Below are 22618 nucleotides of genomic sequence, written 5' to 3'. Positions count from 1 at the left end.
ATGAGTCCTTATGTCGTCATGCGTAAACGAATCGCTTTTCTTTTTTTGTGTGTCTGTGCCTTTTTAGTAGTGTTAATTGTTCGTTTAGGCTTCGTTCAACTAAGTCAGGGAGCCGATTTGCGAAAAAAGGCAGATGATTCTCATTTTCGTGGTGTCCCAGTAGCCCCTAAACGTGGAAATATTGAGGATCGCCAAGGAAATGTTCTAGCAATGAGTGTCAGTACAGAAACAGTGTATGCAGTTCCGGCGGAAGTTCGCCAATCGGGCCGTGCTAAAGAGATGGCCGCTACCTTGGCTCCGCTGCTTGGAAAGTCAGCTCAAGAAATTGAAGGGCGGATTACAAAACGTTCTGCGTTGGAATACGTACAAAAGCGTGTAAGCCCTGAGGTTGCAGCACAAATACGGGCGTTAGAGCTTCCTGGAATAGGAACTACGGAGGATAGTCAGCGATATTATCCCAATGGAAGTCTTGCGGCCCATATAATCGGATATGCTGGAATTGACAATCAGGGTCTTGAAGGAATAGAGTTGACAAGGGAATCGGAGCTGAAGGGGATACCGGGAAGTATTCTCCAAGAATTTGGGGCTAATGGCATTCCCTTGCCTCAAGCGGAACATCAGTACCTGGCTCCCAAACAGGGAAATACTGTAAGGTTGACCATTGACAAAAACATTCAGGCCTTTGCGGAACGGGAATTGCAAAAGTTAATGACCGGTCAGGGGGTTAATATGAATGGGCAAGTGCCTAAGAACGCATCAATTCTGGTAATGGAACCTAATACAGGAGAGATGCTGGCCCTTGCTTCTGCACCAACCTTTGACCCTAATCGATATCAGGAAGCGGATCCCAGCACGCGGCGTAATATTGCTATTCAGAATGGTTATGAGCCAGGGTCTACCTTTAAAATCATTACTCTCGCAGCTGCTTTGGAAGAAAAGAAAATTAAGCTTGGCGAGCATTTTTTTGACAAGGGTGCCTATACGGTTTTGGGTAAAAATGTTCGTTGCTGGAAAGCGGGCGGACATGGTGATCAAACTTTTACGGAAGTGGCTGAAAATTCCTGTAATCCGGGTTTTATCGAAATGGGACAACGATTGGGAATGGATACTTTTTACAAGTATTTGCGGGATTTTGGCTTTGGAAAGAAAACCGGTATTGAGATGTCCGGAGAAGCCTTAGGAATTTTAGCAAATAAGAAAAAGGCCACAGCCTTAGATTTAGCGACCATGTCAATTGGTCAGACAAATAACGTTACCCCTATTCAATTACTAACGGCGGTTTCCGCAGTTGCTAATGGTGGGACGTTGATGAAGCCACAATTAGTAAAAGAGATTGTCGGTCCAAGTGGCAGGGTTGTAACCCCCTTCAAAAAAGAAGAGATCCGGCGTATTATAAGTGAGGATACTTCTAAAATCGAACGTGAGGTCTTAGAATCTGTCGTAACAAATGGAACCGGACGACGTTCCTTCCTGCCGGGATATCGTGTAGCAGGAAAAACAGGAACAGCACAAAAAGTGCAGAACGGTGGCTATATCCAAGGGGAATATATTGCGTCTTTTATAGCATTTGCCCCTGCTGATGCACCCCGTCTGGCAATTTTATGTGTTATTGATGGTGTGCCCTTTTATGGTGGGGTTGTAGCATCTCCTGTTGTACAGACGGTCATGCTCGATTCGTTGAGATATCTGGGAGTTAAACCTGATCCTAAGGCACCCTTAACTCCTGGCAAACCTATGCCCGGGCTAGAGTTTTCACCTATTAAAAAAGCTGCAACGGTTCCTTCTGTCTTAGGCCTTCCATTAGGAGAGGCACAAGATATTTTGACTAAGGCTGGGTTTAAGATAATGACAGAGGGTAAAGGTGAGATTGTGTTAGATCAGATTCCTCACGGTGACTCACAGGTTGAAGCGGAATCAAATATTCTCCTCTATCTGGGAGCAGAGGCATCGACGCCTACACTTAATCTCTGGTGGGAAGATGAAGATGAAGACATTGAGGCTATTCGCAGTCTAACGGGTCGTTTGCCTATTTCGGCCAGCCCATTAGGGCAGTAATCGTTTAAGTTTAGGTCTGTCGCAAGGCTTATTTGTCTATAATAATTTAAGGAAGTTATAATCTAGTTTTACAAAGCATTCGAAAGGAAAGATGATGAATGCCTAGAGCGAATAAATCGTTATTAGACATATTCAGTGGTATAGAGATTCTGGAATCGTTAGGGGATTGTGGAGTCATCGTCCGCGGAATGTCAATGGATTCGAGGCACGTGCAGTCAGGGGATTTATATGCTTGTGTACCAGGCCTTCAGGTAGATGGTCATGATTTTGCGGCTGGTGCAGTTGCCTCCGGGGCTGTGGCTTTAGTTGTGGAAAGGTTTTTACCACTGGATGTCCCCCAGATTCGAGTTTTAAGTGTGCGTCAAGTTATGGGAGCGCTGGCAGCTATAATCTATGATCATCCGAGTGAGCAGCTTGAGCTAGTCGGTGTAACCGGCACAAACGGCAAAACTACCATTACTTATCTTATTGAGAAAATCGGGATAAAGCTTGGCAAGAAAGTTGGCTTGATAGGAACATTAGGTGCTCGAATAAATGGGCGGGCTATTCCCGGGGAGAGAACAACTCCTGAGGCTATAGAGGTTCAGAAGCTTTTGGCGGAAATGGTTGCTGAAGATGTGAACTTGGCTGTAATGGAAGTATCATCTCACGCTTTGGTATTAGGACGGGTGGCCGGGTGTGAATTTGATGCAGGAATTTTTACAAATTTGACACAAGATCATCTGGATTATCATAAAACAATGGAGGACTATCTGGCGGCGAAATCTCTCCTGTTTTCCAATCTGAAAGGGACTAAGCAACTAAAGAAGATTAGTATTCTAAACGGGGATGATCCGGTATTTAAGGAATTAAGCCAAGCTTCAATTGCTTCAGTTGTGAGTTATGGAATCAATAATAAGGTTGATTATCGGGCAGAGAATGTAGAAGTAACCCCGGAAGGGGTACGCTTCCAGGTTCAATTTAAGGGAGTAGTACAAGATGTTTGGTATGCAACCCCCGGATATTTTAGTGTTTACAATGCTTTAGCAGCCTTTGTCTGGGGAGTAGAGCGGGGCTATCCCCCAGCAACTGTTGCTGAGGCCCTTTCCGAAATAGCCGGAGTTCCCGGTCGCTTTGAAAGCGTTCGTCAAGGTCAGCCGTTTCAGGTTATCGTGGATTATGCCCATACCCCCGATGGCTTGGAGAATGTAGTAAGAACCGCTAAGAGCTTTACCAAAGGTAGACTTTTTACCGTCTTCGGTTGCGGAGGGGATCGCGATAGGACAAAACGCCCTTTGATGGGAGAGGTTGCTTCAAAGGGGAGTGACTTTTTGATTGTAACTTCAGATAATCCCCGAACGGAAGATCCGGATCAAATTATCCAAGAGATTCTGACCGGTGTTTCAGGAGTGGAGCATGTTGCTCTAGCAGACCGTCGGGAAGCAATTTGGAGTGCCTGTCGTCAAGCAAAGACGGGTGATACAATTTTGATTGCCGGTAAAGGGCATGAAACCTATCAGATCTTTGGCAAAGAGGTTCATCCCTTTGATGACCGTGAGGTAGCACGTGAAGCATTAAGGGGGCTCGGCTATGCGTAAATGGACAACTGGAGCCGTCGCTGGCTTTGTTAAAGGAAATTTGCTGGGAGACCCGGATCAGAAAGTTCATGGGTGTATCCTTGATAGTCGTCAAGCTCAAGGTGGAGAAATGTTTTTTGCACTGCCGGGAGAGCGAGTAGATGGGCATGATTATATAGACGCTGCTTGGAATAATGGAGCAGTGCTGGTTGTCGCAGATGAAGCCCGGTTTCGGGGAGCAGGGGAGCCTAGAGTGCCGGAAAGCAAAGCGCTTTTGTTAGTAGAGTCTGTTTTTAAGACGCTCCAAGAACTTGCTCAGTATTGGCGTGTGGAGCTTAAAGCTAAGGTAGTAGGTGTTACAGGGAGTAATGGTAAGACGACTACAAAGGACATGATTTATGCAGTCCTGTCTCAAGAGTTCCGAGTTTACCGGAATAAAGAAAATCATAACAACGAATTAGGACTTCCAATGACCATCTTAAACGCGCCCCTTGATACAGAGGTATTAATTCTTGAAATGGGTATGCGTGGTTTGGGCGAGATTAAAGCCCTATGCGATATCGGAAAGCCGGATATTGGGGTAATAACGAATATTGGGACTACTCATTTGGAATTGCTTCTTACTCAGGAGCGAATTGCCCAGGCAAAATGGGAGTTAATTGATGCCTTGCCAGAGGGTGGAGTTGCAATTATCAATGCCGAGGATCAGTTTTCGGTAGAAAAGGCCCGCAAGGATCTGAAGCACCAAATTAGTTATTATGGTATTGAAGGAGCTTTTGCTGAGCCAATTATTAAAGGAGTAAAGCTTCAGCATTGGGGAGACCTGGGAACGGCCTTCGACGTGCTTTATAAGGATCAGAGAGTAACAGCCAATCTCCCTTTGCCAGGTACTCATAATGTATTGGATGCCTTGGCTGCCTTAACGGTTGGGACAGTGTTAGGAGTTTCTTTGGACAAAGGGTGCACTGGGCTTCGTGAGCTGGAATTATCTAGGATGAGGTTGGAAATTCGAAGAGGAGTTTCAGAAAGTCTCATAATTAATGATGTCTATAATGCCAATCCCGTTTCTATGCAGGCCTCTTTGCAAGTCCTCAAGGAGCGAGCGGGTGGGAATAGAACTCTGGCAATATTAGGTGAAATGTATGAATTGGGGAGTTCTGCGGAATCAGGCCATCGAGAGGTTGGGCGAGCTCTCTCAGATTTAGGAATCAGTGAATTGATTACAGTGGGGAAATTGGCTGAAGAGATTGCTCAAGGGGCGCGATTGGCCGGTTTTCCGGAGAATCATATAACAGTGACCTATTCTCGTGAAAAGGCTATCAAAGAGGCCCTAAGGCTGCTGGCGTTGGGACGGGGGACTTGGGTTCTGATTAAAGGTTCGCGAGGTATGCGAATGGAAGAGATTACGGCAGAACTTGAAAGATGAGAGTAAAGGATGGAATAGCACATGTCTGAGCGTTTGGTCTTGGCAGCAGGATTAGCCCTAATTATCACGTTGGTCCTGAGCCCTTTTTTGATACCGGTCTTAAGGGTTCTTAAGTTCGGTCAAAATGTACGCGATGATGGCCCTAAAAGACACCTGAAAAAGGCAGGAACCCCTACAATGGGTGGGATTATTTTTCTAGTAGGTATTATTGTCAGTGCTCTAGTTTCGGCAGAACAACCCACTTCTTTGGAAATGGTGACTTTAGTCGGAATCACACTCGGTTTTGGATTAATTGGTTTCATTGATGATTTCATTAAAGTTGTAATGCATCGTTCTTTAGGGCTTAGAGCCTACCAAAAACTCATTGGACAGTTTGGCTTAGCATTTATGCTAATGTGGGTTTCTGTCAAATGGCTAGGGCGAGGAACAGACGTGGCTATTCCCTTCACATCAGTTCACCTAGAACTAAACTGGTTTTACTATGTATTGATTTCTCTGCTTATTGTGCTAATGACCAATGCAGTAAATCTTACCGATGGATTAGATGGATTAGCTGCCGGAAGTACAATGTTTGCAGGTGCCGCTTATGTGGTGATTGCTTTACTAGCTGCTATTCACGGGGTGGCTGTTTTGGCCCATGAGACGGATATGGCAGTATTTGCTGCGGCATTAGTGGGTGGAACCCTGGGCTTTTTGCGCTTTAATACCTACCCTGCGAGGATCTTTATGGGGGATACCGGATCCTTAGCACTAGGAGGTGCTTTAGCAAGTTTGGCAGTGCTTACTAAGAGTGAGTTAGTCTTGATAGTGATTGGTGGTTTGTTTGCGGTTGAGGCGCTCTCTGTAATTCTTCAAGTTGCTTCTTTTCAAACGACAGGAAAACGGATTTTTCGTATGAGTCCCCTGCATCATCATTTCGAACTTGTTGGTTGGAGTGAATGGAAAGTAGTTATTGTTTTTTGGTCTGTCGCATTGATTTGTGCCGTTCTTGGGATTATTGGCTATATGCCGACCCTGGGGTAGGGAGGAAGTTTCTTAGCCCAGTCTTACATCCTCCACTTTAGAGGTCGACTGGGGTTAGGAGACGAATTAGGGACTTGTCTATGAATGATGTACTCTTACTTTCACAGACCCAGTTGATCTAAACTCACTTAGGAGGAACTTTTGTGGATAGAGAAGAAATGCTGTCTTTTATCTTGGATTCATACCCATACCCAATTGTTTTTGTCGATTGCGAGCATATTATTAGATATCTTAACAAAAGAGCAGAATATCATTACTATCAAGAACGTGGCTACCGAGATCTGATTGGGAAGTCTCTCTTTGATTGCCATCAAAACCCTAAATCTGTGGAAATGATAAAATCCACTGTTGAAAAACTTAGGAACCACGCTAATGAGGTCTTTTTGCACGTTAATTACCGGAATGAGAGGGTTAATATTGTACCTGTAAGGGATGAAAAAGGAGATATGATCGGCTATTTTGAGAGGTTCGAGATGAATATGCAAAAATAACAACTAGAACCTGAAACGGAGGGTATATATTGTGGATTGGTTGAACAAACGTGCTCTGATAATTGGGGCAGGTTTAAGTGGACAGGCGGCGGTTCGAAAACTTCAGAAGCTGGGAGCAGAGGTTTTCTTGACAGATAGTAAGTCAGCAGAACAGCTTGCGGGTATAGAGGATATCAGACTCGGTACAAAACATTTGCTTTTAGGAGGAATGCCGGAATTTGCTGAGATTAATCCTGAGCTGATTGTTTTGTCACCGGGGGTTTCCCCTAAGCTCCCTTTGGTTCAAGAAGGACTTTCTCGCAATGTGACTTTGTGGAGTGAAGTAGAACTGGCTATGCATGACTGTCCCGCACTTTGTGTTGGGGTAACCGGTACGAATGGTAAAACGACGACCACAACCCTAATAGGAGAATTGGCTAAGTTAACGGGTAAGCCTACAGTTGTAGCGGGAAATATTGGCGTTGCTTTGAGCGGGCAAGTAAACAGCTTAGGGGACGACAGTATTGTTGTGGCTGAACTATCTAGTTTTCAATTGGAATTTGTGGATAAGCTTCATGTACATATAGGAGTCTTGCTCAATCTTACCCCTGATCATTTGGACAGACATGGAACCCTGGAAAACTACCTAGAGGCTAAGGCTCAGATTTTTAAAAACCAAACTCCTATGGATTTAGCGATCTTAAATTGGGATGACCCATTAGTACGAGACTTAGGATCAAAGTTAAAAAGCCAAGTGATCTATTTCAGTCCAACTACTTTTCTGCAAGATGGAATCAGTCTATGGCATGATGATATTGTCTATGCGGTTAAGGAAAAAAGAACGATGATTCCAATTATTTCGCGAAAGAATCTCCAATTACGCGGATCTCACAATTTGGAAAATGTTATGGCAGCAGCCGCCGCTGCCAGAGCATTCGGTCTTTCCTGGACTGAGATTTCAGAAGGTCTTGCTCGGTTCAAAGGAGTTGAACATCGCCAAGAAGTTGTAGGTTCCTTTGCAGGGGTGCTTTTTGTGAATGATTCTAAGGGCACAAATACGGATGCGGCAACTAAAGCCTTGCTGGCCTTCGACGAGCCATTGGTGTTAATTGCCGGAGGAAAAAACAAAGGACTTGATTTCCACGAATTTATGAAGGTTGTCCGAAAAAGGGTCAAAAGTTTAGTTTTGCTGGGACAAGCGGCTGGGGAGATGGAACAGGCGGCTAAGGATGAAGGGGTTGAGAGGATTATTAGGGTTGCTACTTTCGAGGAAGGGGTAGAGAAAGCCATCTCTGAAGCAGTGCCTGGAGATGTTGTATTGTTATCTCCTGCTTGTACAAGTTGGGATATGTTTAAGAATTATGAGCAAAGAGGGGAATTGTTTAAGGAGTTAGTGCGTAGGCATTATAGGGAACCCATTCAAAAATAAAAGGGGGATCTATAAATGCGAAAGTACCATCGACCGGATTTAGTCTTGTTAGGGGCGATTTTAGCTCTGTTAGCGATAGGTTTCATTATGGTTTATAGTTCGAGTGCGGTTAGAGGCTATATTCAGTATGACGATCCTTATCACTATCTTAAGATGGAGATACTCTGGGTTACGATGGGGCTAGGCGCAATGTTTGTTAGCATGGTTATAGACTTGCGCTGGGTGCGAAGATATGCTAAGCCTGCTCTTATCATGGCAATTGTCCTGCTGATTGCGGTTAAGATCCCGGGAATTGGGCGAAGGGTTAATGGAGCGGATCGATGGATAGGACTAGGGCCATTGTCTATTCAGCCTTCAGAAGTAATCAAGCTTTCCATGGTCTTGATAATGTCTCATGTTTTGGCGCTTAATCCTCATAAGATTGAGTCCTTCCGCAAAGGAGTTTTGCCCATCCTTGGTCTAATGGGAGTAATTGCCGGATTGATTATGCTTCAGCCTGATTTAGGGACGACACTAGTAATAGCGGCCACCACCTTTTTTATGTTAATTGCTGCTGGAGCGAAGACAAGTCACATTATGGCTTTGGCTGGAACAGGTTTAGGATTGGTGGTTGCTGCCATTGCAGCGGCACCCTACCGAATGAGACGTATTTTTGCGTTTTTGGATCCATGGGCAGATCCCTTAGGAAATGGATATCAAACCATTCAGGCGCTGTTAGCCTTAGGACCCGGTGGACTGTTTGGCTTAGGATTAGGCCAGAGCCGTCAAAAGTTTCTTTATCTGCCGGAAAATCATACGGACTTTATCTTCGCTATGATCGGTGAAGAACTCGGTTTTGTGGGAGCTTCCTTAGTTGTTTTGATTTTCTTCCTTTTTGCCTGGCGAGGCTTTCGGGTGGCAATGAGGGCTCCTGATCCATTCATGGGTTTCCTGGCGGTTGGATTAACTGCTATGGTATCTATTCAAGCAATGATCAACATGGGTGTCGTAAGTGGGGTATTGCCTGTTACGGGAATCACCTTACCATTTATAAGCTATGGAGGAACTTCTTTAGTTTTCACTATGTTGGGTGTTGGGGTGCTGTTGAATATTTCTAGGGAAGTAAGGTAGTGAACTCGAGGCACGACGTTGGAGGCTGAGAGCACTGATGAACACTTTTGCGCATAGGATGATTATCGCCGAGGCCGCTGGTTATCCAATGACTTAACGGCTAAGGGGTGTTCGGAAGCATGAGTGCTTCTGGGCTTTGAAAGTGGATATCTTAGAAGTGGAGAAAGGGGTATGGATGGTGCGTGTTATTTTGACCGGTGGTGGAACAGGTGGGCATATTTATCCGGCATTAGCAATTGCCAAAGGTTTGCTGGCACGTGATGCTGATACACAAATTCTCTATGTAGGAATCCAGGATGGAATGGAAGCGCGTTTAGTACCGGAAGCAGGGATAGCCTTTAAAGGTATCTCCGGAAAAGGGCTTCCTCGTAAGTTAAGTCTGGATACAATAAAGGTTATTGGTAAAAGTTTTAAAGCCTTATGGGAAACAAAGAAGGTTTTACGTGAGTTCCATCCGGATTTGGTTATCGGGACAGGTGGATATGTATCTGGGCCGGTCGTGTTGACTGCTGCCCTTTTTAATATTCCGACCTTACTTCATGAGCAAAATGCCTGGCCCGGTATTACTAATCGGATTTTGGCAAGAGTAGTGAAGAAAGTTATGGTGACATTCCCCGAGAGCATTGCCCATTTTGGGGTTAAGAATAAAATGGAACTGGTTGGACTTCCGGTTCGTCAGGAAATCGGTCGGTATTCTCGTGAAATTGGGGCAAAGCATTTTGGACTTCGTTCGGATCGGTTGACCTTGCTTGTAACCGGTGGAAGCAGAGGTGCTCGCACTTTAAATCATGCCATGGTCAAGGTCTTGGAATATCTGGCCCAGCGACCGGAAATTCAAGTCATTTGGGCGACCGGAAGTGTTACCTATGCAGAAACTATTGCAGAATTAAAACAAAGAGAGATTCCTTGGGAGAGTCCTCAATGGCGAGTTGTGGAATATTTGAAAGATATGCCGGAAGCCTTAGCTTGTACAGATTTGTATATCGGTAGGGCTGGGGCGGCATCACTGGCTGAGCTGATGGTTGCAGGGATACCTGGAATTTTAATTCCCTTCCCTTTTGCGGCGGAGAATCATCAGGAACATAACGCCCAGGCTCTAGTTCAAGCAGGGGCTGCCCAAGTAATCTTGGACTCTGAATGTGATGGGGAAAAACTGTGGAATGAAATTAATCTACTAATCTCTCAGCCATCCCTTTTAGCAAAAATGGGAGAGGCTTCCCGAACTTTAGCTCAGCCTAAGGCCTTAGATAAGATTGTAGATCTTTGCTTAGCTACTGCTTGGCGCTGATCGTGGTTCGCAGTTCGAAAGTCAATGACATAAGATAATTACTTCTGGCTTAATAAAGCTTTAGTGATAACGTAGTAGCCCAGATTGGGAGGTTCAACTTAGATATCCAGTAGCAAGTTCTAAACTGTGAGGCCGTGTGTGATAATACAAGTTAGGGGTGGTTCTCGACTTGTATCCTGGGCTCATTTCCAAAGGAGTGAGTCCAGGATACAAGTTAATTTAAAATGCTGGAATACCCTTCTAAAGTTGGTGTTCCACAGTCTTTTGGTAACGGTAACTTCTGTTAGGAGTATCGCCTAGCAATTTTCGCAAGAGCAAAGGATGCAGGCTTAGGGTTTTCGACTTAGCTTTTTAAGTTGCATAAATGTGTGTTAAAAGGACCGTCCCCATTACACTTTGCTCACACCTTTTTACTCCGATGCATAGCATATGGCAGTGAACAATGAAAGGAGTGAGCACGGTGTGGCCGAGGCGAAAGATACAACTGGCTGCTTCTTCTGCAGTTCCAGGAATCAGTGGGGTTAGGGCTGTTTTAGAAGAAATCCAGCTTGATTATTCTATGGTTGAACCGACTCAGGAGGATTTAAGCCGAGAATTTCGAGAGAACTGGCTAGATAAGCCTTTTGATGGCAATGCTGTTCAAGTTCCGGAAACTTTTAGCCCTGTAACAGAATTGGTTTTCTGGCCTAATCTGCAAGAGGAGAATTCTCTAAGAGAAAAGGCTTTTGCGAAGGGGATTAAAGTTCAATCAGTTGAATCGTTTATACATAATCTTTTAGAAGATAACTTAATTATTTGGATTTCAGAGCCGGCAGTCCTAATTGATGATCGTCCTTTGCTATTGCATATCTTAAATCAGGCTGGTTTTGAACCGACCGCACTTTGGGCAACTCCTGATGGAAAGTGGCAATGCGAACGTAAAGAGGGAGTGCATTGGCTTATATCAGAGTCCTGGTTAGAGGGGCTAATGGAAAAAAATTCGTTGGGAAGAAGAATTAGTAATGACAGAGGAAATGCACAAGCGGCTTGGGAGATCCGAGAAAATCAGATTGACTTTTACCGCTCACAAGATAGAAAGAAGTTTGTAGGACATTTGCCGCGTTGGCCCAAACTATCCGAGGAAGAAGCAGCTGTTCAAAACATAGCTATATGCATAGATCTGGGAGTTTCCTGGCTGGATATAAGGCTGGCTCTTAGTTCTATTTGGAAGAACGAAAGAATGGCAGATAACTTGAGGTGGAAAATTAATGATTTTGGATGGAATGTCGGGGCGTGTAGAGAAGAATTATCCGCTCCATAAACTGAGTACATGGAGGATTGGCGGGCCGGCTGAGACCGTATATTGGCCTGAAACAATTGAGGACTTACTAAAAGTCTGGCAGCGGGCCCAAGCGAGGGAAATTCCCGTGCGCTTAATTGGGCGTGGATCGAATGTTCTCTTTCCGGATGAAGGACTTTCTGGAATCACGTTAGTTTCAACATCACTACGAGGAATTAGCTGGGGGGATCATTCGGTCAGGGTTGAGGCCGGATATACATTAGCTCGTTTGGCTCAAGAGGCAGGCGAACTGGGATGGAGTGGCTTGGAGTTTGCACGAGGGATTCCGGGCTCGATTGGAGGGGCCATTATGATGAATGCCGGTGCCCATGGCGGTGAAATTTCTTCCTGTGTACTTAGTGTTTCAACACTGTGGGCGGATGGTAGCATTAAGAAATTAAAGCGTGATGAATTCGAGTTTGCCTATAGATTCTGTTCTTTACGGGGGCACGCCTGGGTTTTAGAAGCTCACCTTAAATTTAAGGCAGGTGAACGGGAACAAATCTTGCAAGATATGCGAGAATACTTAACAAAACGTACAGCAAATCAGCCACTTGAGCTACCTAATGCGGGGAGTGTCTTTCGAAATCCACCGGGGCATTCTGCCGGACGATTGATTGAGGCAGCCGGTTGGAAAGGAAGAAGTATAGGTGGTGCGAAAGTATCTGAGAAGCATGCAAATTTTATTGTCAACACAGGCCTTGCTACGTCTAGTGATGTCCTTGCCTTGATAGAAGCCATTAAGACGGATATTCAATTGAAATATGATATTAGCTTACAAACGGAAATAGAAAGTATTTTAACGGCACGAGTCAACCGAAGAAGAGATGTTTAGAGGAAGCCCCTCAGTTTGATAGAAGATCAACCGGATTGAATTGTTTAAAAGGGGAGTGGATTATAGTGATGGATCGCTATGTTATCACAGGTAAACAAAGGTTAGAAGGAAGTATCCGAGTTAGTGGGGCAAAGAATTCGTCCCTTCCCTTATTAGCTGCATCGTTACTGGCAGAAGGGACATCTAGTTTACTTGAGATACCGGAACTAGCCGATATTAAACATATGATCGAAGTCCTAGAAGGGCTTGGTTGTAAAGTCCTACGGCAAAATGAGGCTATGCTTATTGATGCTGGGCGACTAGAGTCCTGCGAGGTTGATGAAGCTTTAATGAGGCAAATGAGAGCATCCAATCTAATTTTAGGTCCGTTGTTAGCGCGATATGGGCGAGTTAAAATATCCAGACCGGGAGGTTGCGCTATTGGTTCCCGTCCGATGGATCAGCATATAAAAGGTTTGGAGTTGTTAGGAGTAAAGGTTAAGGAAAGGCATGGATATATTGAAGCTTGGACAGATCATCTCCAAGGTGCGGATGTCTATTTAGATGTCCCTAGCGTTGGAGCTACAGAAAACATTATGATGGCTGCTGTTCTGGCAAAAGGGACTACAGTCATAAGAAATGCAGCACGTGAGCCGGAAATAGTAGATCTGCAAAATTTCCTCAACAAGATGGGTGGGAAAGTGCGCGGAGCAGGGATGGATGTTTTAAGAATTGATGGAGTTGATTCCCTCCGTCCTGCAGAGCATACTGTTATTCCTGATCGCATTGAAGCGGGTACCCATATGATAGCTGCTGTCATGACCAGAGGAGATGTAGTCATCGAAAATGTCGTACCTGAACATCTGGAACCAGTGATTGCTAAATTACGGCAGGCCGGGGCCTCTATAACTCTTCTGGATGATTCAGTCCGGGTGAAACAGTTGGGCGGGATACGAGGGGTAGATCTTAAAACAATGCCTTATCCAGGATTTCCGACCGACATGCAGCCTCAGTTTATGGCTATGTTGTCTAGTGCGGAAGGAACCAGCATAATCACTGAAACAATCTTCGAGAATCGTTTTCAACATGTGGATGAGCTGCGTAGAATGGGGGCCCAAATTACGGTTGAGGGTAGAACAGCAATTATTCGGGGGGTTAAATCCCTTGAAGGAGCTTTTGTCGAGGCCACAGATCTTCGCGCCGGAGCAGCTCTCTTCTTAACGGCATTAGCGGCAGAGGAGGCAACTGTGCTGGAAAAGGTAGACTATATTGATCGAGGATATGAAAAACTTGAAGAAAAATACTGCCGTTTAGGAGCAAAGCTCTTGCGCGTTTCAAAAAAAGCTAAAAGTGAGATTTCTATGAATTAATTTTGAAGATCACTAAATTTTGTATAGCAGAATAGGACGGTATTCGTTATACTTGGGACAAGGAGGAAAATACCACTATGGAACCCAAGAAAATGAATACGTCCTTTCTCTATATCGCAGTATTGACCATTCTGCTTTCCTTGGGTTTGGCGCTTTTTTTGCGCTCCAATGCTTTTGCTATCCAACATGTTAGTGTACAAGGATTAAGTATAATTTCAGAAAGCGAAATCCTAAAGTTAACTGACGGAATTCAAGGGCAAAACCTATTACTTTTTGATCGGAAAGCTCTTCAATATAAGATATCTTTACATCCCTTGATAAAAGACGTTCAATTCCAAAGGAATCTCCCTCAAACTCTAGTTGTTCAGGTTACTGAACGAACCCCTGTTGCTTTAGTTGTAGTCCCCAAAGGGATTATAGAGGTAGATTCCGAAGGGACTTTTTTGCGCCGTCTAGAGAGTTGGCCAAAAAATGATTATCCCGTGATTAGTGGAATTGAGCTTCCTGATACAGTTGGGCCGGGTCAGAACCTAGAAAATTCTCTCCTTAAAGCAGGTCTGAACTTGCTTAAACAAGCTCCGCCGGAATTAGTTGCTCAGATTGGAGAGTTGCATGTTAATGCTATCGAACAAATCACTTTATTTTTGACAAGTGGGGTCGAAGTACGACTTGGACAAGCCAATGAGTGGAAAGATAAATTGATGGCACTTTATCAACTTTTAAGCGACGATGGGTATACTTCAATACAACAAGGGGTTCGATATATTGATTTTACAGCGGCAAAACCGGTAATTGGTCGCTAAGTCAGGAGGATTTTTAAAATGTGGTTACCCTTATTAGGCTTAGTTTTAGGACTAGCAATTGGGTATGTAAGTCCTTTTTCAGTTCCAATCGAATATGCAAAATACTTATCGGTAGGAATTCTCGCAGCTTTAGACTCTGTTTTAGGGGGGATTCGCTCTGCTCAGGAAGACCATTTCGATAGCACGGTATTTCTAACAGGCTTTTTCAGCAATATGCTCCTTGCAGCTCTGTTAGCCTATGTCGGTGACCGGATTGGTGTTGACCTTTATTTAGCAGCGGTGGTTGCTTTCGGTGTGCGCATATTCCAAAATTTGGGGAGCATCCGTCGTCATCTCCTCAAAAAATAGGAAAATATCACTTAAGAATATCTTTGACACTTTAAGGGAATTGTCCGGAAAGTAATCCCGGAAGTTTTTGAGATTTTTTTGTTCCTTTTTAGAGAAAAATTTATTCAAAAAAAGGGTTATTGGTTAAGAATATAGAATTTGTAATGTTGTGTGTATAACAAAATTGATCAGCCAATAAGTCGTTGGGATGGCTGATACTCTTATAGGAGTATTCTAGAGACTAATATTTAAAATTTAGCCGTTATTCGGCGAGAAGGTTACACATGAACATATGGAAGCACAGAAAAAAACTATAGAAATAACCTGCATTGTTAATAAATTATTGCAGGTAAGAATGAGCGAGGGGGTTAACGCCTAAATGCTAGAATTTGATACAGACTTGAACCAATTTGCAGAAATTAAGGTCATTGGTGTTGGCGGCGGTGGAAACAATGCGGTTAATCGTATGATTACCGCTGGTTTACAAGGGGTAGATTTCGTAACAGTTAATACTGATTCCCAGGCTTTACAACTCTCACGTGCGGGAGAAAAAGTTCAAATAGGAATTAAATTAACCAAAGGGCTGGGAGCGGGCGCAAATCCTGAGATTGGTGCTAAAGCGGCGGAAGAAAGTCGTGAAGAACTGGCTAAGGTTTTAAAAGGCGCGGATATGGTCTTTGTTACAGCGGGAATGGGGGGAGGAACCGGTACTGGAGCTGCACCTATTGTTGCAGAAGTCGCCAAAGAAATGGGGGCGCTAACAGTAGGGGTAGTTACAAGACCATTCACCTTTGAAGGACGTAAGAGGGCTATGCAAGCTGAAAAAGGCATTGCCGAGTTAAAAAGCAAAGTAGATACCCTTATTACAATTCCCAATGATCGTTTGCTACAGGTAGTAGACAAGCATACAACAATCCATGAGGCTTTTCGCATTGCGGATGATGTCTTGCGTCAAGGGGTTCAAGGCATTTCAGATCTAATTGCAGTTCCTGGTTTAATCAACTTAGATTTTGCAGATGTTAAGACTATTATGTCAAATACCGGCTCAGCATTAATGGGTATCGGTCAGGCAACAGGGGAAAATCGGGCAGCTGATGCGGCAAGAAAGGCAATTTCCAGCCCTCTGCTGGAAACCTCTATTGAAGGAGCAAAAGGTGTGCTGCTGAATATTACCGGAGGAATAAATCTAACCCTCTTTGAAGTGAACGAAGCGGCAGGAATTATTTCGGAAGCAGCAGATCCTGAGGCGAATATAATATTTGGAGCGGTTATCGATGAGGATCTGAAGGAAGAGCTCAGAGTCACAGTCATCGCTACCGGATTCGACCAGCAATGGGCTGGTTTCGGTACCCCACCCGGTAAGGTTCAAGACAATATAATTAAGACTGTAGCTAAAGAAGGGGATGTGGACATTCCTGAGTTTCTAAGGCGCAGACGGTAAGTTCAATTAATTGTTAGCTAAAAAACCAGGTCATACCTCTAGTGGTATGACCTGGTTTTTTATTGGTGTATTTAGACTTCGAATCGTTGGATAACTTGGTTCAAGTGAGCGGAGGTTTTTGCTAGTTCAGAAGATATGGAGGCGATTTCTTTAGTAGAAACCATTTGTTGTTCTACAGTTGTTGCTGCTTGAGTGGCTCCTTCGGCAAATTGAGTTGCAATTGTGGTTGCTTGCCGCTGAGTTTGAGCTAATAATTCACTCTGATTTAACAAGTGATCAGCATTTTGCAGGTTGGTTTCCACTTTTATTGAGGTTTCATTGATCACTTCGTCAAGGGAGGCAATGGCATCGCCGGCTTTTTCAATGACTGCCTTACCTCGGTTTACCTCGTTCATTCCTTGGCTTATCTTGTCGACAGTTGAGTTAACCATTCTTTGAACATTCGAAATGAGTTCCATAATCTGATGAGAAGAGTAAGCTGAACTGTCTGCCAGTTTTCTGACTTCTTCTGCAACAACAGCAAAGCCCCTACCATGTTCTCCTGCTCGAGCAGCTTCAATAGCTGCATTTAAGGCCAGTAGATTTGTTTGATCGGAAATACCATTAATTACAGAAATAATATCTCCGATTTTTTGGGCCTGTTCAGCTAATCCGTGTATGGATTGATTAGCCTGTTCCGTTGATTGATAGATAAGGCCCATCTCACGAATTGCCTCATTAACCGCTAAGGTTCCTTCTTGGCTTGTTGATTTAGCGGATCTTGTTAAGGAAAGAACATCCTGGGTGCTGATTAAAATGCTTTGGGAAGCTGATTGGATCTCGTCAACTTGCTTTTGTGACATTTGCATGCCTTGAATTTGATCAGTTGCTCCTGCACTAAATTCCTCCAGAGTAGCTGCCAAGGTTTCTTGATTTTCTGCGAATAGTTGCGCATGGGATGCTTGAGTTTGGCTCATATTTTGAGCTCGCTCAGAAAAGGAAGCCAGATCCGTGATGATCGACTTCATGCCAAGGGATACTTTATTTACTTCGAATGATAAGCTTCCCAATTCATCATTGGAATTGGCCTTGGCTAGAACTTTTAGATTCCCTTTAGCAATGGCTTTTGTTACTTTAAAAGCCTCCTGTAGCGCCAGTGAAACTTTATTCTTAAGCCAAAAACTATAGATTAGTTGAGCGCCCAAGGCAATGGTTGAATAGATAAGCGAAGCCGGAGAAAAGGAACTTAAAATAATCCATGTCCCACCGAGTAGAAGAACCGGTAGTATACCTGAGAGCATTTGTTTGCTAAGAAGATTTTTTTGAAGTGGTATACCCAGACGCAGGGCGTAGGTATGAGCCCCTTTGACAAAAACAGGGCTTGCCGCGTCTAGCAAAACTTCTCCAGTATTACGATGATATAGTTGTGTAATCGGTTGATTACATTGAGCTGCCTTTAGTTCAATTTCATTATTAAAGACCATACCTTCTCGTAAGCGATTTGAGTGGATTAAGGCTAACCCTTTTAAGTCGCAAAGCAGTAAGAACTCATTGTTCTTAAGGTTACGGTCTATCGCTTCCCTCAGAGGTCGACGGGCACTTTCAAAATCCTTCGATTTCTCCAAAATACATTCTATCTCTTTTGCAATCTGAACGATAGTTTTCAAACCGTTTTTTTTCTCACTTAAGTTAACGTTTAGATTTTTTGCCATTAATTATCTACCGCCTTTAATTGTTGATTGTTCAAATGGCATCGAGAAGTTAAGTGTAATAAAGCACATGGAGATATGTAAAAATTCTAAATTTTAATTTACAATAACACGGACTTATCAATATTTCAATAAAATTTGAATATAAATGATTAATTTTGAAGAAATAACCGTAAAATTCGGTTTAATGTAATAGTTTGTCAAAGCAAAGGTTCAAACCAGCGCCAACTAAAATGTCTGATGACAGACTGGACATTGATGGGGATTCTCTTCTTTTTGATAAGTCTTATTAAGCCAAACTTCCCTTGAGAAAGATGAGTTAATCGACTAAATATGTTGTTATCAAATAATCTCGTGCTAAAGCTAACAGATACTGTCGACCAATAGGGTTCATAGATAAAAAACTACACCACTCGTACTAATTTACCTTAAATATCCATTTATGCCCCGCTGAATGCGACAGGTTTTACTTTGTCTTTCAAGTATAATTTTTAGAGAAGCGCATAGAAAGGGTGTACCAAATTAGCATTGCACAGACCTATCTTGATCTGGCTATTCTCATTAATGGAGGAATGGACACTATCCTGCTTGTCCTTCTTGGTCGCCTACTCAAACTACCAATTCGTCTAAGCCGGATCTCTATGGCAGTTTTACTTGGCGAAATCCCCGTTGTGGTTGCTTATTCTTCACTACCAGCGTGGACTGTACTCATTAAATGGCTGATTCCTTTTCTTATGGTCTTCGTCGCTTTTCCAACTACAAGATTAAATGCGTTTCTTAAAGAAATTGTTGGCTTTTGGCTCCTTTCTGCAGGCTTAGGCGGATTTGTCTACGCTTCATGGGGATGGGCGCAATTTGATGGGGGAGTCAATAAAGAACGATTAATTCTGGTTATAAACAGAGTTTGGATTCTTCCTTTAGGTGCTCTAATGTGGTGGCCCTTACAGCGCCTTTGGCAACGATGGCAAGAAAAAAAGTCCTTTATAGGACAAAACATTTTCGATCTGGAGATCAATTTTGGTGGAGATGAGCAAGGGGTTATTCAAATCAAGGCTTTACTAGATACCGGCAATCATTTGCGGGATCCATTGACAGGCTATCCTGTAATTCTGCTGGAAGAGGAGGTTGCTGCGAGGGCTATGCCGGAGAATATCAAAGGGTTCTTGGATATCCCTTGGAAGGATTATGCAGACCCCTGGCCATTATTGTGGAATGTCAATCCCGATCTGGTAAAACGTCTTGTTTTCATCCCTTTTCAAACAATTGATAATAAGAGTTGGCTTCTAGGAATAAGACCGGATAGTGTAACGTGTTTCGGCGCCGGAGGAACTCAACAAATTCATGCTACGGTGGCGCTTGTAAGACAAGTATTAAGCTCAGAGGGTGAATACCAAGCGTTACTACACCCAGAACATGTTCAGAAAGGTGGAGATGGATGAATGAAGTGGTGGAGTAATGTTCATGGTAAGGCCAGAGGCCTATGGGCCATGCTGCTTCAAAGAATTTTTGGAGTTAGTGGAATCTATTACGTTGGAAGCAGTGAAGCCCTACCCCCACCACTTAACTCAGACGAAGAAGGGGTTCTACTAGAGCGTTTGGAAATGGGTGACGGTTCTATTCGAGATATTTTGATAGAACGAAACCTTCGCCTAGTGGTCTATATTGCTAGAAAGTTCGAAAACACCGGGATTGGAATTGAAGATCTTGTTTCCATAGGAACGATTGGCTTAATTAAAGCTGTCAATACTTTTGATCCTCAGAAAAAAATTAAACTGGCTACCTATGCTTCTCGTTGCATTGAAAATGAAATTTTGATGTATCTTAGACGTAACAATAAAACCCGGTCTGAGGTTTCCTTTGATGAACCTTTAAATATTGACTGGGACGGGAATGAGCTTTTGTTATCAGATGTTTTAGGTACGGAAAATGACATTATCTCTAAGCCTATTGAGGAGCAAGTAGACCGTCAACTTTTGCATCTGGCAATGGGAAGGTTAACAAATAGAGAAAAGGTTATCATGGAATTAAGGTTCGGGCTTGACGATGGAGTAGAGAAAACTCAGAAAGAGGTAGCAGATCGTTTAGGGATTTCCCAGTCCTATATTTCACGGTTAGAGAAAAGAATTATTCGCAGATTACGGAAAGAATTTTGTCGATTGGAATAACCTAATCTATGTTAGGGCATACTTCCCAACAGAATTTGCTGGGGAGGTGCTCGTAGATTGGCATTGAATAAAGTTGAGATTTGTGGAGTAAATACCTCAAAATTGCCTGTATTATCTAGCGCAAAAATGAAAGAACTCTTCGTAATTTATCAAGCTGGAAATCGCAGTGCTCGAGATAAACTAATCCATGGGAATCTCCGCCTTGTTCTGAGTGTGATTCAACGGTTTACGAATCGTGGAGAATATGTGGATGACCTCTTTCAAGTTGGCTGTATCGGACTAATGAAAGCGATTGACAATTTTGATCTTGGTCAGAATGTAAAGTTTTCTACATATGCAGTTCCTATGATAATTGGGGAAATACGTCGTTATTTAAGGGATAACAATCCAATTAGAGTTAGCAGATCCTTAAGGGATATCGCTTATAAGGCTTTGCAAGTAAGGGACCAGTTAGTGAGTGAACGGTCCTGTGAGCCAACTGTTGCTGAAATCGCCAAGAAACTCTCGCTGCCTCGGGAAGATGTTGTTTTTGCCTTAGATGCTATCCAGGAACCAATTTCTTTATTCGAGCCGATTTACCATGATGGCGGCGACCCGATCTTCGTGATGGATCAGATAGGAGATGACAAGCAGTCAGACAATGGATGGGTTGAAGGACTTGCCGTACGAGAGGCGTTACGTCGACTCAGCGAACGAGAAAAACTCATCTTGTCCTTGCGATTTTTTCAGGGAAAGACACAAATGGAGGTTGCTGATGAGATTGGGATTTCTCAAGCACAGGTTTCCCGTCTTGAGAAGGCAGCCATGCAGCATATGCGTAAGTTTGTGTGATGCAATAATAAGGAATATTCAAATTTGAAATTTAAGAAACGTTAGGCTATTTTTTCAGACCCCCTCATATGATGAGATATATAAAAGTATGACGATATCATTTCATCGTTGGACTTAGCTCGGGGCTGGTGCATGATGTTCATTTCTGAACTTCAAACCCCGAACCTCGATAAAGGGGGGGAAAGAATGCGAGTATCAGACTTAAGATTGTTAGATATTGTGAATGTTAAAGACGGGCGAAGGTTAGGGCCGATTAAAGATCTAGATCTTGATTTAGAACGAGGTGTTGTCAAAGGGGTTATCGTACCCGGACCTTCGCGCAGTTGGGGACTTTTTGGTAGCGGAAAGACTGAAGATTTTTTTGTCCCTTGGGATCATGTCAAAAAGATAGGGGTAGACGTTATTCTAGTGGATGTTAACGATTTACCTGAATTTAATACTGAAAATGATGATCGTCGATAATCCGCGAAAAACGAAAAAGCATAAACCTTTTGTCATAATAGGCAAAGGCTTATGCTTATTTTGTATATTATTATACTTTTTAACGGAGAAAGTTGTTAGAAGTACTTTTTTTTTGCTGAAAGTACTATTAGACTAGGACTTTTGGAGGTTTGTCCAAAAGGTTAATAGATGGTATATTTAATGTAAACAAAGGAGTTAGAGGGATGAGCTGGAAGCGACAAAAAAGTAGTGGAGGCTTAAACTATCTCACCATACCCAAGTGGCAAGCTGCGGGTATTGACTTAGGGTTTTCAACTCGAGTGGGTGGGATGAGTAAAGTACCCTACAACTCTTTCAATTTAGGGCTACATGTTGGGGATGATCCTAAGGTGGTTTTGGAAAATCGGAAATGCTGGTTTAACCACTGGGGGGTTCCTTCTGATAGAGTTGCAGTAGGAGAACAGGTTCATGGTACAAATGTTATTTGGGTTACAGAAGAGGATGGCGGTCGAGGAGCTAATGAATTAGAAACTGCTATTCCAAGTGTTGACGGGTTGCTGACCCAGAGTACTTTGGGGTTAATGGCTTTTTTTGCGGACTGTGTTCCGCTCTATTTCTACTACCCCAATCTTGAGGCCGTAGGGATTGTGCATGCCGGTTGGAAAGGTACTGTGAATAAAATTGGTCTGAAGGCTTTAGAGTACTTTGAAAAAGCCGGCGGACAAACTGAAAGTGCTTGGGTGGCAATCGGCCCGAGTATCGGTCCCAGTTGTTACCTAGTCGATGAACGGGTAGCTGAGGAGTTTCGTCTGAATTATGATAAGACGACCTTTCTCTATCCTCAAGAGGATGGACACTACTTGCTTAATCTATGGGAAGCGAACAAAATGTTGTGCTTAGCAAAAGGAGTACACCCAGAAAATATTGATATTGCAGCAGTCTGCACTGCGAGCAATCCTGAATGGTTTTTCTCTCATCGGCGAGATGGTGCCCGAACGGGGCGAATGGCGGGATGGATCAGAATGCGACACACCAAGTGAGAAGGAATATCGAACGTAGAGTA

20 protein-coding genes are annotated in these 22618 nt (G+C 43.4%); 19 read left to right on the top strand and 1 reads right to left on the bottom strand.

The features are described 5' to 3' along the window. From DESMER_RS18540 to ftsZ, 14 genes are all read left to right on the top strand, one after another. Nucleotides 1-2055: a penicillin-binding transpeptidase domain-containing protein gene (locus DESMER_RS18540; protein ID WP_014904600.1), complete on the top strand. Its 2055-nt coding sequence runs from the start codon at nucleotides 1-3 to the stop codon at nucleotides 2053-2055. A 98-nt stretch (nucleotides 2056-2153) separates the two neighbouring features. Then, entirely contained in the window at nucleotides 2154-3632 is a 1479-nt protein-coding gene (locus tag DESMER_RS18535) for a UDP-N-acetylmuramoyl-L-alanyl-D-glutamate--2,6-diaminopimelate ligase (protein WP_014904599.1), read from the top strand. Then, nucleotides 3625-5037, top strand: coding sequence for a UDP-N-acetylmuramoyl-tripeptide--D-alanyl-D-alanine ligase (locus DESMER_RS18530; RefSeq protein ID WP_014904598.1), 1413 nt, complete (start codon nucleotides 3625-3627; stop codon nucleotides 5035-5037). Before DESMER_RS18535 ends, DESMER_RS18530 begins: the two co-directional genes overlap by 8 nt. 21 nt (nucleotides 5038-5058) lie before the next feature. Next, nucleotides 5059-6060: a phospho-N-acetylmuramoyl-pentapeptide-transferase gene (gene mraY / locus DESMER_RS18525; RefSeq protein ID WP_014904597.1), complete on the top strand. Its 1002-nt coding sequence runs from the start codon at nucleotides 5059-5061 to the stop codon at nucleotides 6058-6060. Between the two features lie 143 nt (nucleotides 6061-6203). Beyond that, a complete protein-coding gene (locus DESMER_RS18520) occupies nucleotides 6204-6551 on the top strand; it encodes a PAS domain-containing protein (protein ID WP_014904596.1) in 348 nt (115 codons plus the stop codon). A gap of 31 nt (nucleotides 6552-6582) precedes the next feature. Then, nucleotides 6583-7959: a UDP-N-acetylmuramoyl-L-alanine--D-glutamate ligase gene (gene murD / locus DESMER_RS18515; protein WP_014904595.1), complete on the top strand. Its 1377-nt coding sequence runs from the start codon at nucleotides 6583-6585 to the stop codon at nucleotides 7957-7959. A 15-nt stretch (nucleotides 7960-7974) separates the two neighbouring features. Continuing rightward, on the top strand, nucleotides 7975-9069 hold the full coding sequence (gene spoVE / locus DESMER_RS18510; RefSeq protein ID WP_014904594.1) for a stage V sporulation protein E: 1095 nt from the start codon (nucleotides 7975-7977) through the stop codon (nucleotides 9067-9069). A gap of 178 nt (nucleotides 9070-9247) precedes the next feature. Next, the gene (gene murG, locus DESMER_RS18505) at nucleotides 9248-10357 is read left to right on the top strand and encodes an undecaprenyldiphospho-muramoylpentapeptide beta-N-acetylglucosaminyltransferase (protein WP_042334762.1); all 1110 of its coding nucleotides are present in this window, start codon (nucleotides 9248-9250) and stop codon (nucleotides 10355-10357) included. Between the two features lie 460 nt (nucleotides 10358-10817). Then, nucleotides 10818-11657: a hypothetical protein gene (locus DESMER_RS18500; protein WP_014904592.1), complete on the top strand. Its 840-nt coding sequence runs from the start codon at nucleotides 10818-10820 to the stop codon at nucleotides 11655-11657. Then, complete coding sequence (murB, locus tag DESMER_RS18495) at nucleotides 11605-12510, top strand: UDP-N-acetylmuramate dehydrogenase (protein WP_014904591.1); 906 nt, start codon at nucleotides 11605-11607, stop codon at nucleotides 12508-12510. Before DESMER_RS18500 ends, murB begins: the two co-directional genes overlap by 53 nt. 62 nt (nucleotides 12511-12572) lie before the next feature. Further along, on the top strand, nucleotides 12573-13859 hold the full coding sequence (gene murA / locus DESMER_RS18490; RefSeq protein ID WP_042334757.1) for a UDP-N-acetylglucosamine 1-carboxyvinyltransferase: 1287 nt from the start codon (nucleotides 12573-12575) through the stop codon (nucleotides 13857-13859). A gap of 77 nt (nucleotides 13860-13936) precedes the next feature. Further along, nucleotides 13937-14662 carry a cell division protein FtsQ/DivIB gene (locus DESMER_RS18485; protein ID WP_014904589.1) on the top strand — a complete coding sequence of 242 codons (726 nt, stop codon included), beginning with the start codon at nucleotides 13937-13939 and terminating at the stop codon, nucleotides 14660-14662. 18 nt (nucleotides 14663-14680) lie between these two features. Continuing rightward, nucleotides 14681-15010 (top strand): small basic family protein, encoded by a 330-nt coding sequence (locus tag DESMER_RS18480; RefSeq protein WP_014904588.1) that lies wholly within the window; start codon nucleotides 14681-14683, stop codon nucleotides 15008-15010. A gap of 358 nt (nucleotides 15011-15368) precedes the next feature. Next, complete coding sequence (gene ftsZ / locus DESMER_RS18475) at nucleotides 15369-16430, top strand: cell division protein FtsZ (protein ID WP_014904587.1); 1062 nt, start codon at nucleotides 15369-15371, stop codon at nucleotides 16428-16430. A gap of 71 nt (nucleotides 16431-16501) precedes the next feature. On the opposite strand, the gene DESMER_RS18470 is transcribed toward ftsZ, so the two are convergent. Beyond that, nucleotides 16502-18121, bottom strand: a complete 1620-nt coding sequence (locus DESMER_RS18470) for a methyl-accepting chemotaxis protein (protein ID WP_014904586.1) — start codon at nucleotides 18119-18121, stop codon at nucleotides 16502-16504. Nucleotides 18122-18630: 509 nt separating this feature from the next. On the opposite strand from DESMER_RS18470, the gene DESMER_RS18465 reads away from it, so the two are divergent. From DESMER_RS18465 to pgeF, 5 genes are all read left to right on the top strand, one after another. Further along, nucleotides 18631-19557 (top strand): sigma-E processing peptidase SpoIIGA, encoded by a 927-nt coding sequence (locus DESMER_RS18465; RefSeq protein WP_014904585.1) that lies wholly within the window; start codon nucleotides 18631-18633, stop codon nucleotides 19555-19557. Between the two features lie 48 nt (nucleotides 19558-19605). Then, a complete protein-coding gene (gene sigE / locus DESMER_RS18460) occupies nucleotides 19606-20283 on the top strand; it encodes an RNA polymerase sporulation sigma factor SigE (RefSeq protein ID WP_242831122.1) in 678 nt (225 codons plus the stop codon). A gap of 57 nt (nucleotides 20284-20340) precedes the next feature. Then, nucleotides 20341-21114, top strand: a complete 774-nt coding sequence (sigG, locus tag DESMER_RS18455) for an RNA polymerase sporulation sigma factor SigG (protein ID WP_014904583.1) — start codon at nucleotides 20341-20343, stop codon at nucleotides 21112-21114. A gap of 186 nt (nucleotides 21115-21300) precedes the next feature. Then, entirely contained in the window at nucleotides 21301-21576 is a 276-nt protein-coding gene (locus DESMER_RS18450; protein WP_014904582.1) for a YlmC/YmxH family sporulation protein, read from the top strand. Nucleotides 21577-21779: 203 nt separating this feature from the next. Then, the gene (gene pgeF, locus DESMER_RS18445) at nucleotides 21780-22595 is read left to right on the top strand and encodes a peptidoglycan editing factor PgeF (protein ID WP_014904581.1); all 816 of its coding nucleotides are present in this window, start codon (nucleotides 21780-21782) and stop codon (nucleotides 22593-22595) included. Nucleotides 22596-22618: the final 23 nt, after the last annotated feature.

Origin of the sequence: Desulfosporosinus meridiei DSM 13257 (genome assembly GCF_000231385.2) — a bacterium.
In the GTDB taxonomy this organism is placed as follows: Bacteria; Bacillota; Desulfitobacteriia; order Desulfitobacteriales; family Desulfitobacteriaceae; genus Desulfosporosinus; species Desulfosporosinus meridiei.
The sequence above is the reverse complement of the archived record's forward strand: the minus strand, read 5'-3'. Positions and strand labels throughout refer to the sequence as shown.

Excerpts from the sequence above, each read along its gene's own strand:
- DESMER_RS18540 (WP_014904600.1), top strand. The coding sequence starts at position 1 with ATGAGTCCTTATGTCGTCATGCGTAAACGAATCGCTTTTCTTTTTTTG.
- DESMER_RS18535 (WP_014904599.1), top strand. The coding sequence starts at position 2,154 with ATGCCTAGAGCGAATAAATCGTTATTAGACATATTCAGTGGTATAGAG.
- DESMER_RS18530 (WP_014904598.1), top strand. The coding sequence starts at position 3,625 with ATGCGTAAATGGACAACTGGAGCCGTCGCTGGCTTTGTTAAAGGAAAT.
- mraY (WP_014904597.1), top strand. The coding sequence starts at position 5,059 with ATGTCTGAGCGTTTGGTCTTGGCAGCAGGATTAGCCCTAATTATCACG.
- spoVE (WP_014904594.1), top strand. The coding sequence starts at position 7,975 with ATGCGAAAGTACCATCGACCGGATTTAGTCTTGTTAGGGGCGATTTTA.
- murB (WP_014904591.1), top strand. The coding sequence starts at position 11,605 with ATGATTTTGGATGGAATGTCGGGGCGTGTAGAGAAGAATTATCCGCTC.
- DESMER_RS18485 (WP_014904589.1), top strand. The coding sequence starts at position 13,937 with ATGGAACCCAAGAAAATGAATACGTCCTTTCTCTATATCGCAGTATTG.
- DESMER_RS18480 (WP_014904588.1), top strand. The coding sequence starts at position 14,681 with ATGTGGTTACCCTTATTAGGCTTAGTTTTAGGACTAGCAATTGGGTAT.
- ftsZ (WP_014904587.1), top strand. The coding sequence starts at position 15,369 with ATGCTAGAATTTGATACAGACTTGAACCAATTTGCAGAAATTAAGGTC.
- DESMER_RS18470 (WP_014904586.1), bottom strand. The coding sequence starts at position 18,121 with ATGGCAAAAAATCTAAACGTTAACTTAAGTGAGAAAAAAAACGGTTTG.
- sigE (WP_242831122.1), top strand. The coding sequence starts at position 19,606 with ATGCTGCTTCAAAGAATTTTTGGAGTTAGTGGAATCTATTACGTTGGA.
- DESMER_RS18450 (WP_014904582.1), top strand. The coding sequence starts at position 21,301 with ATGCGAGTATCAGACTTAAGATTGTTAGATATTGTGAATGTTAAAGAC.
- pgeF (WP_014904581.1), top strand. The coding sequence starts at position 21,780 with ATGAGCTGGAAGCGACAAAAAAGTAGTGGAGGCTTAAACTATCTCACC.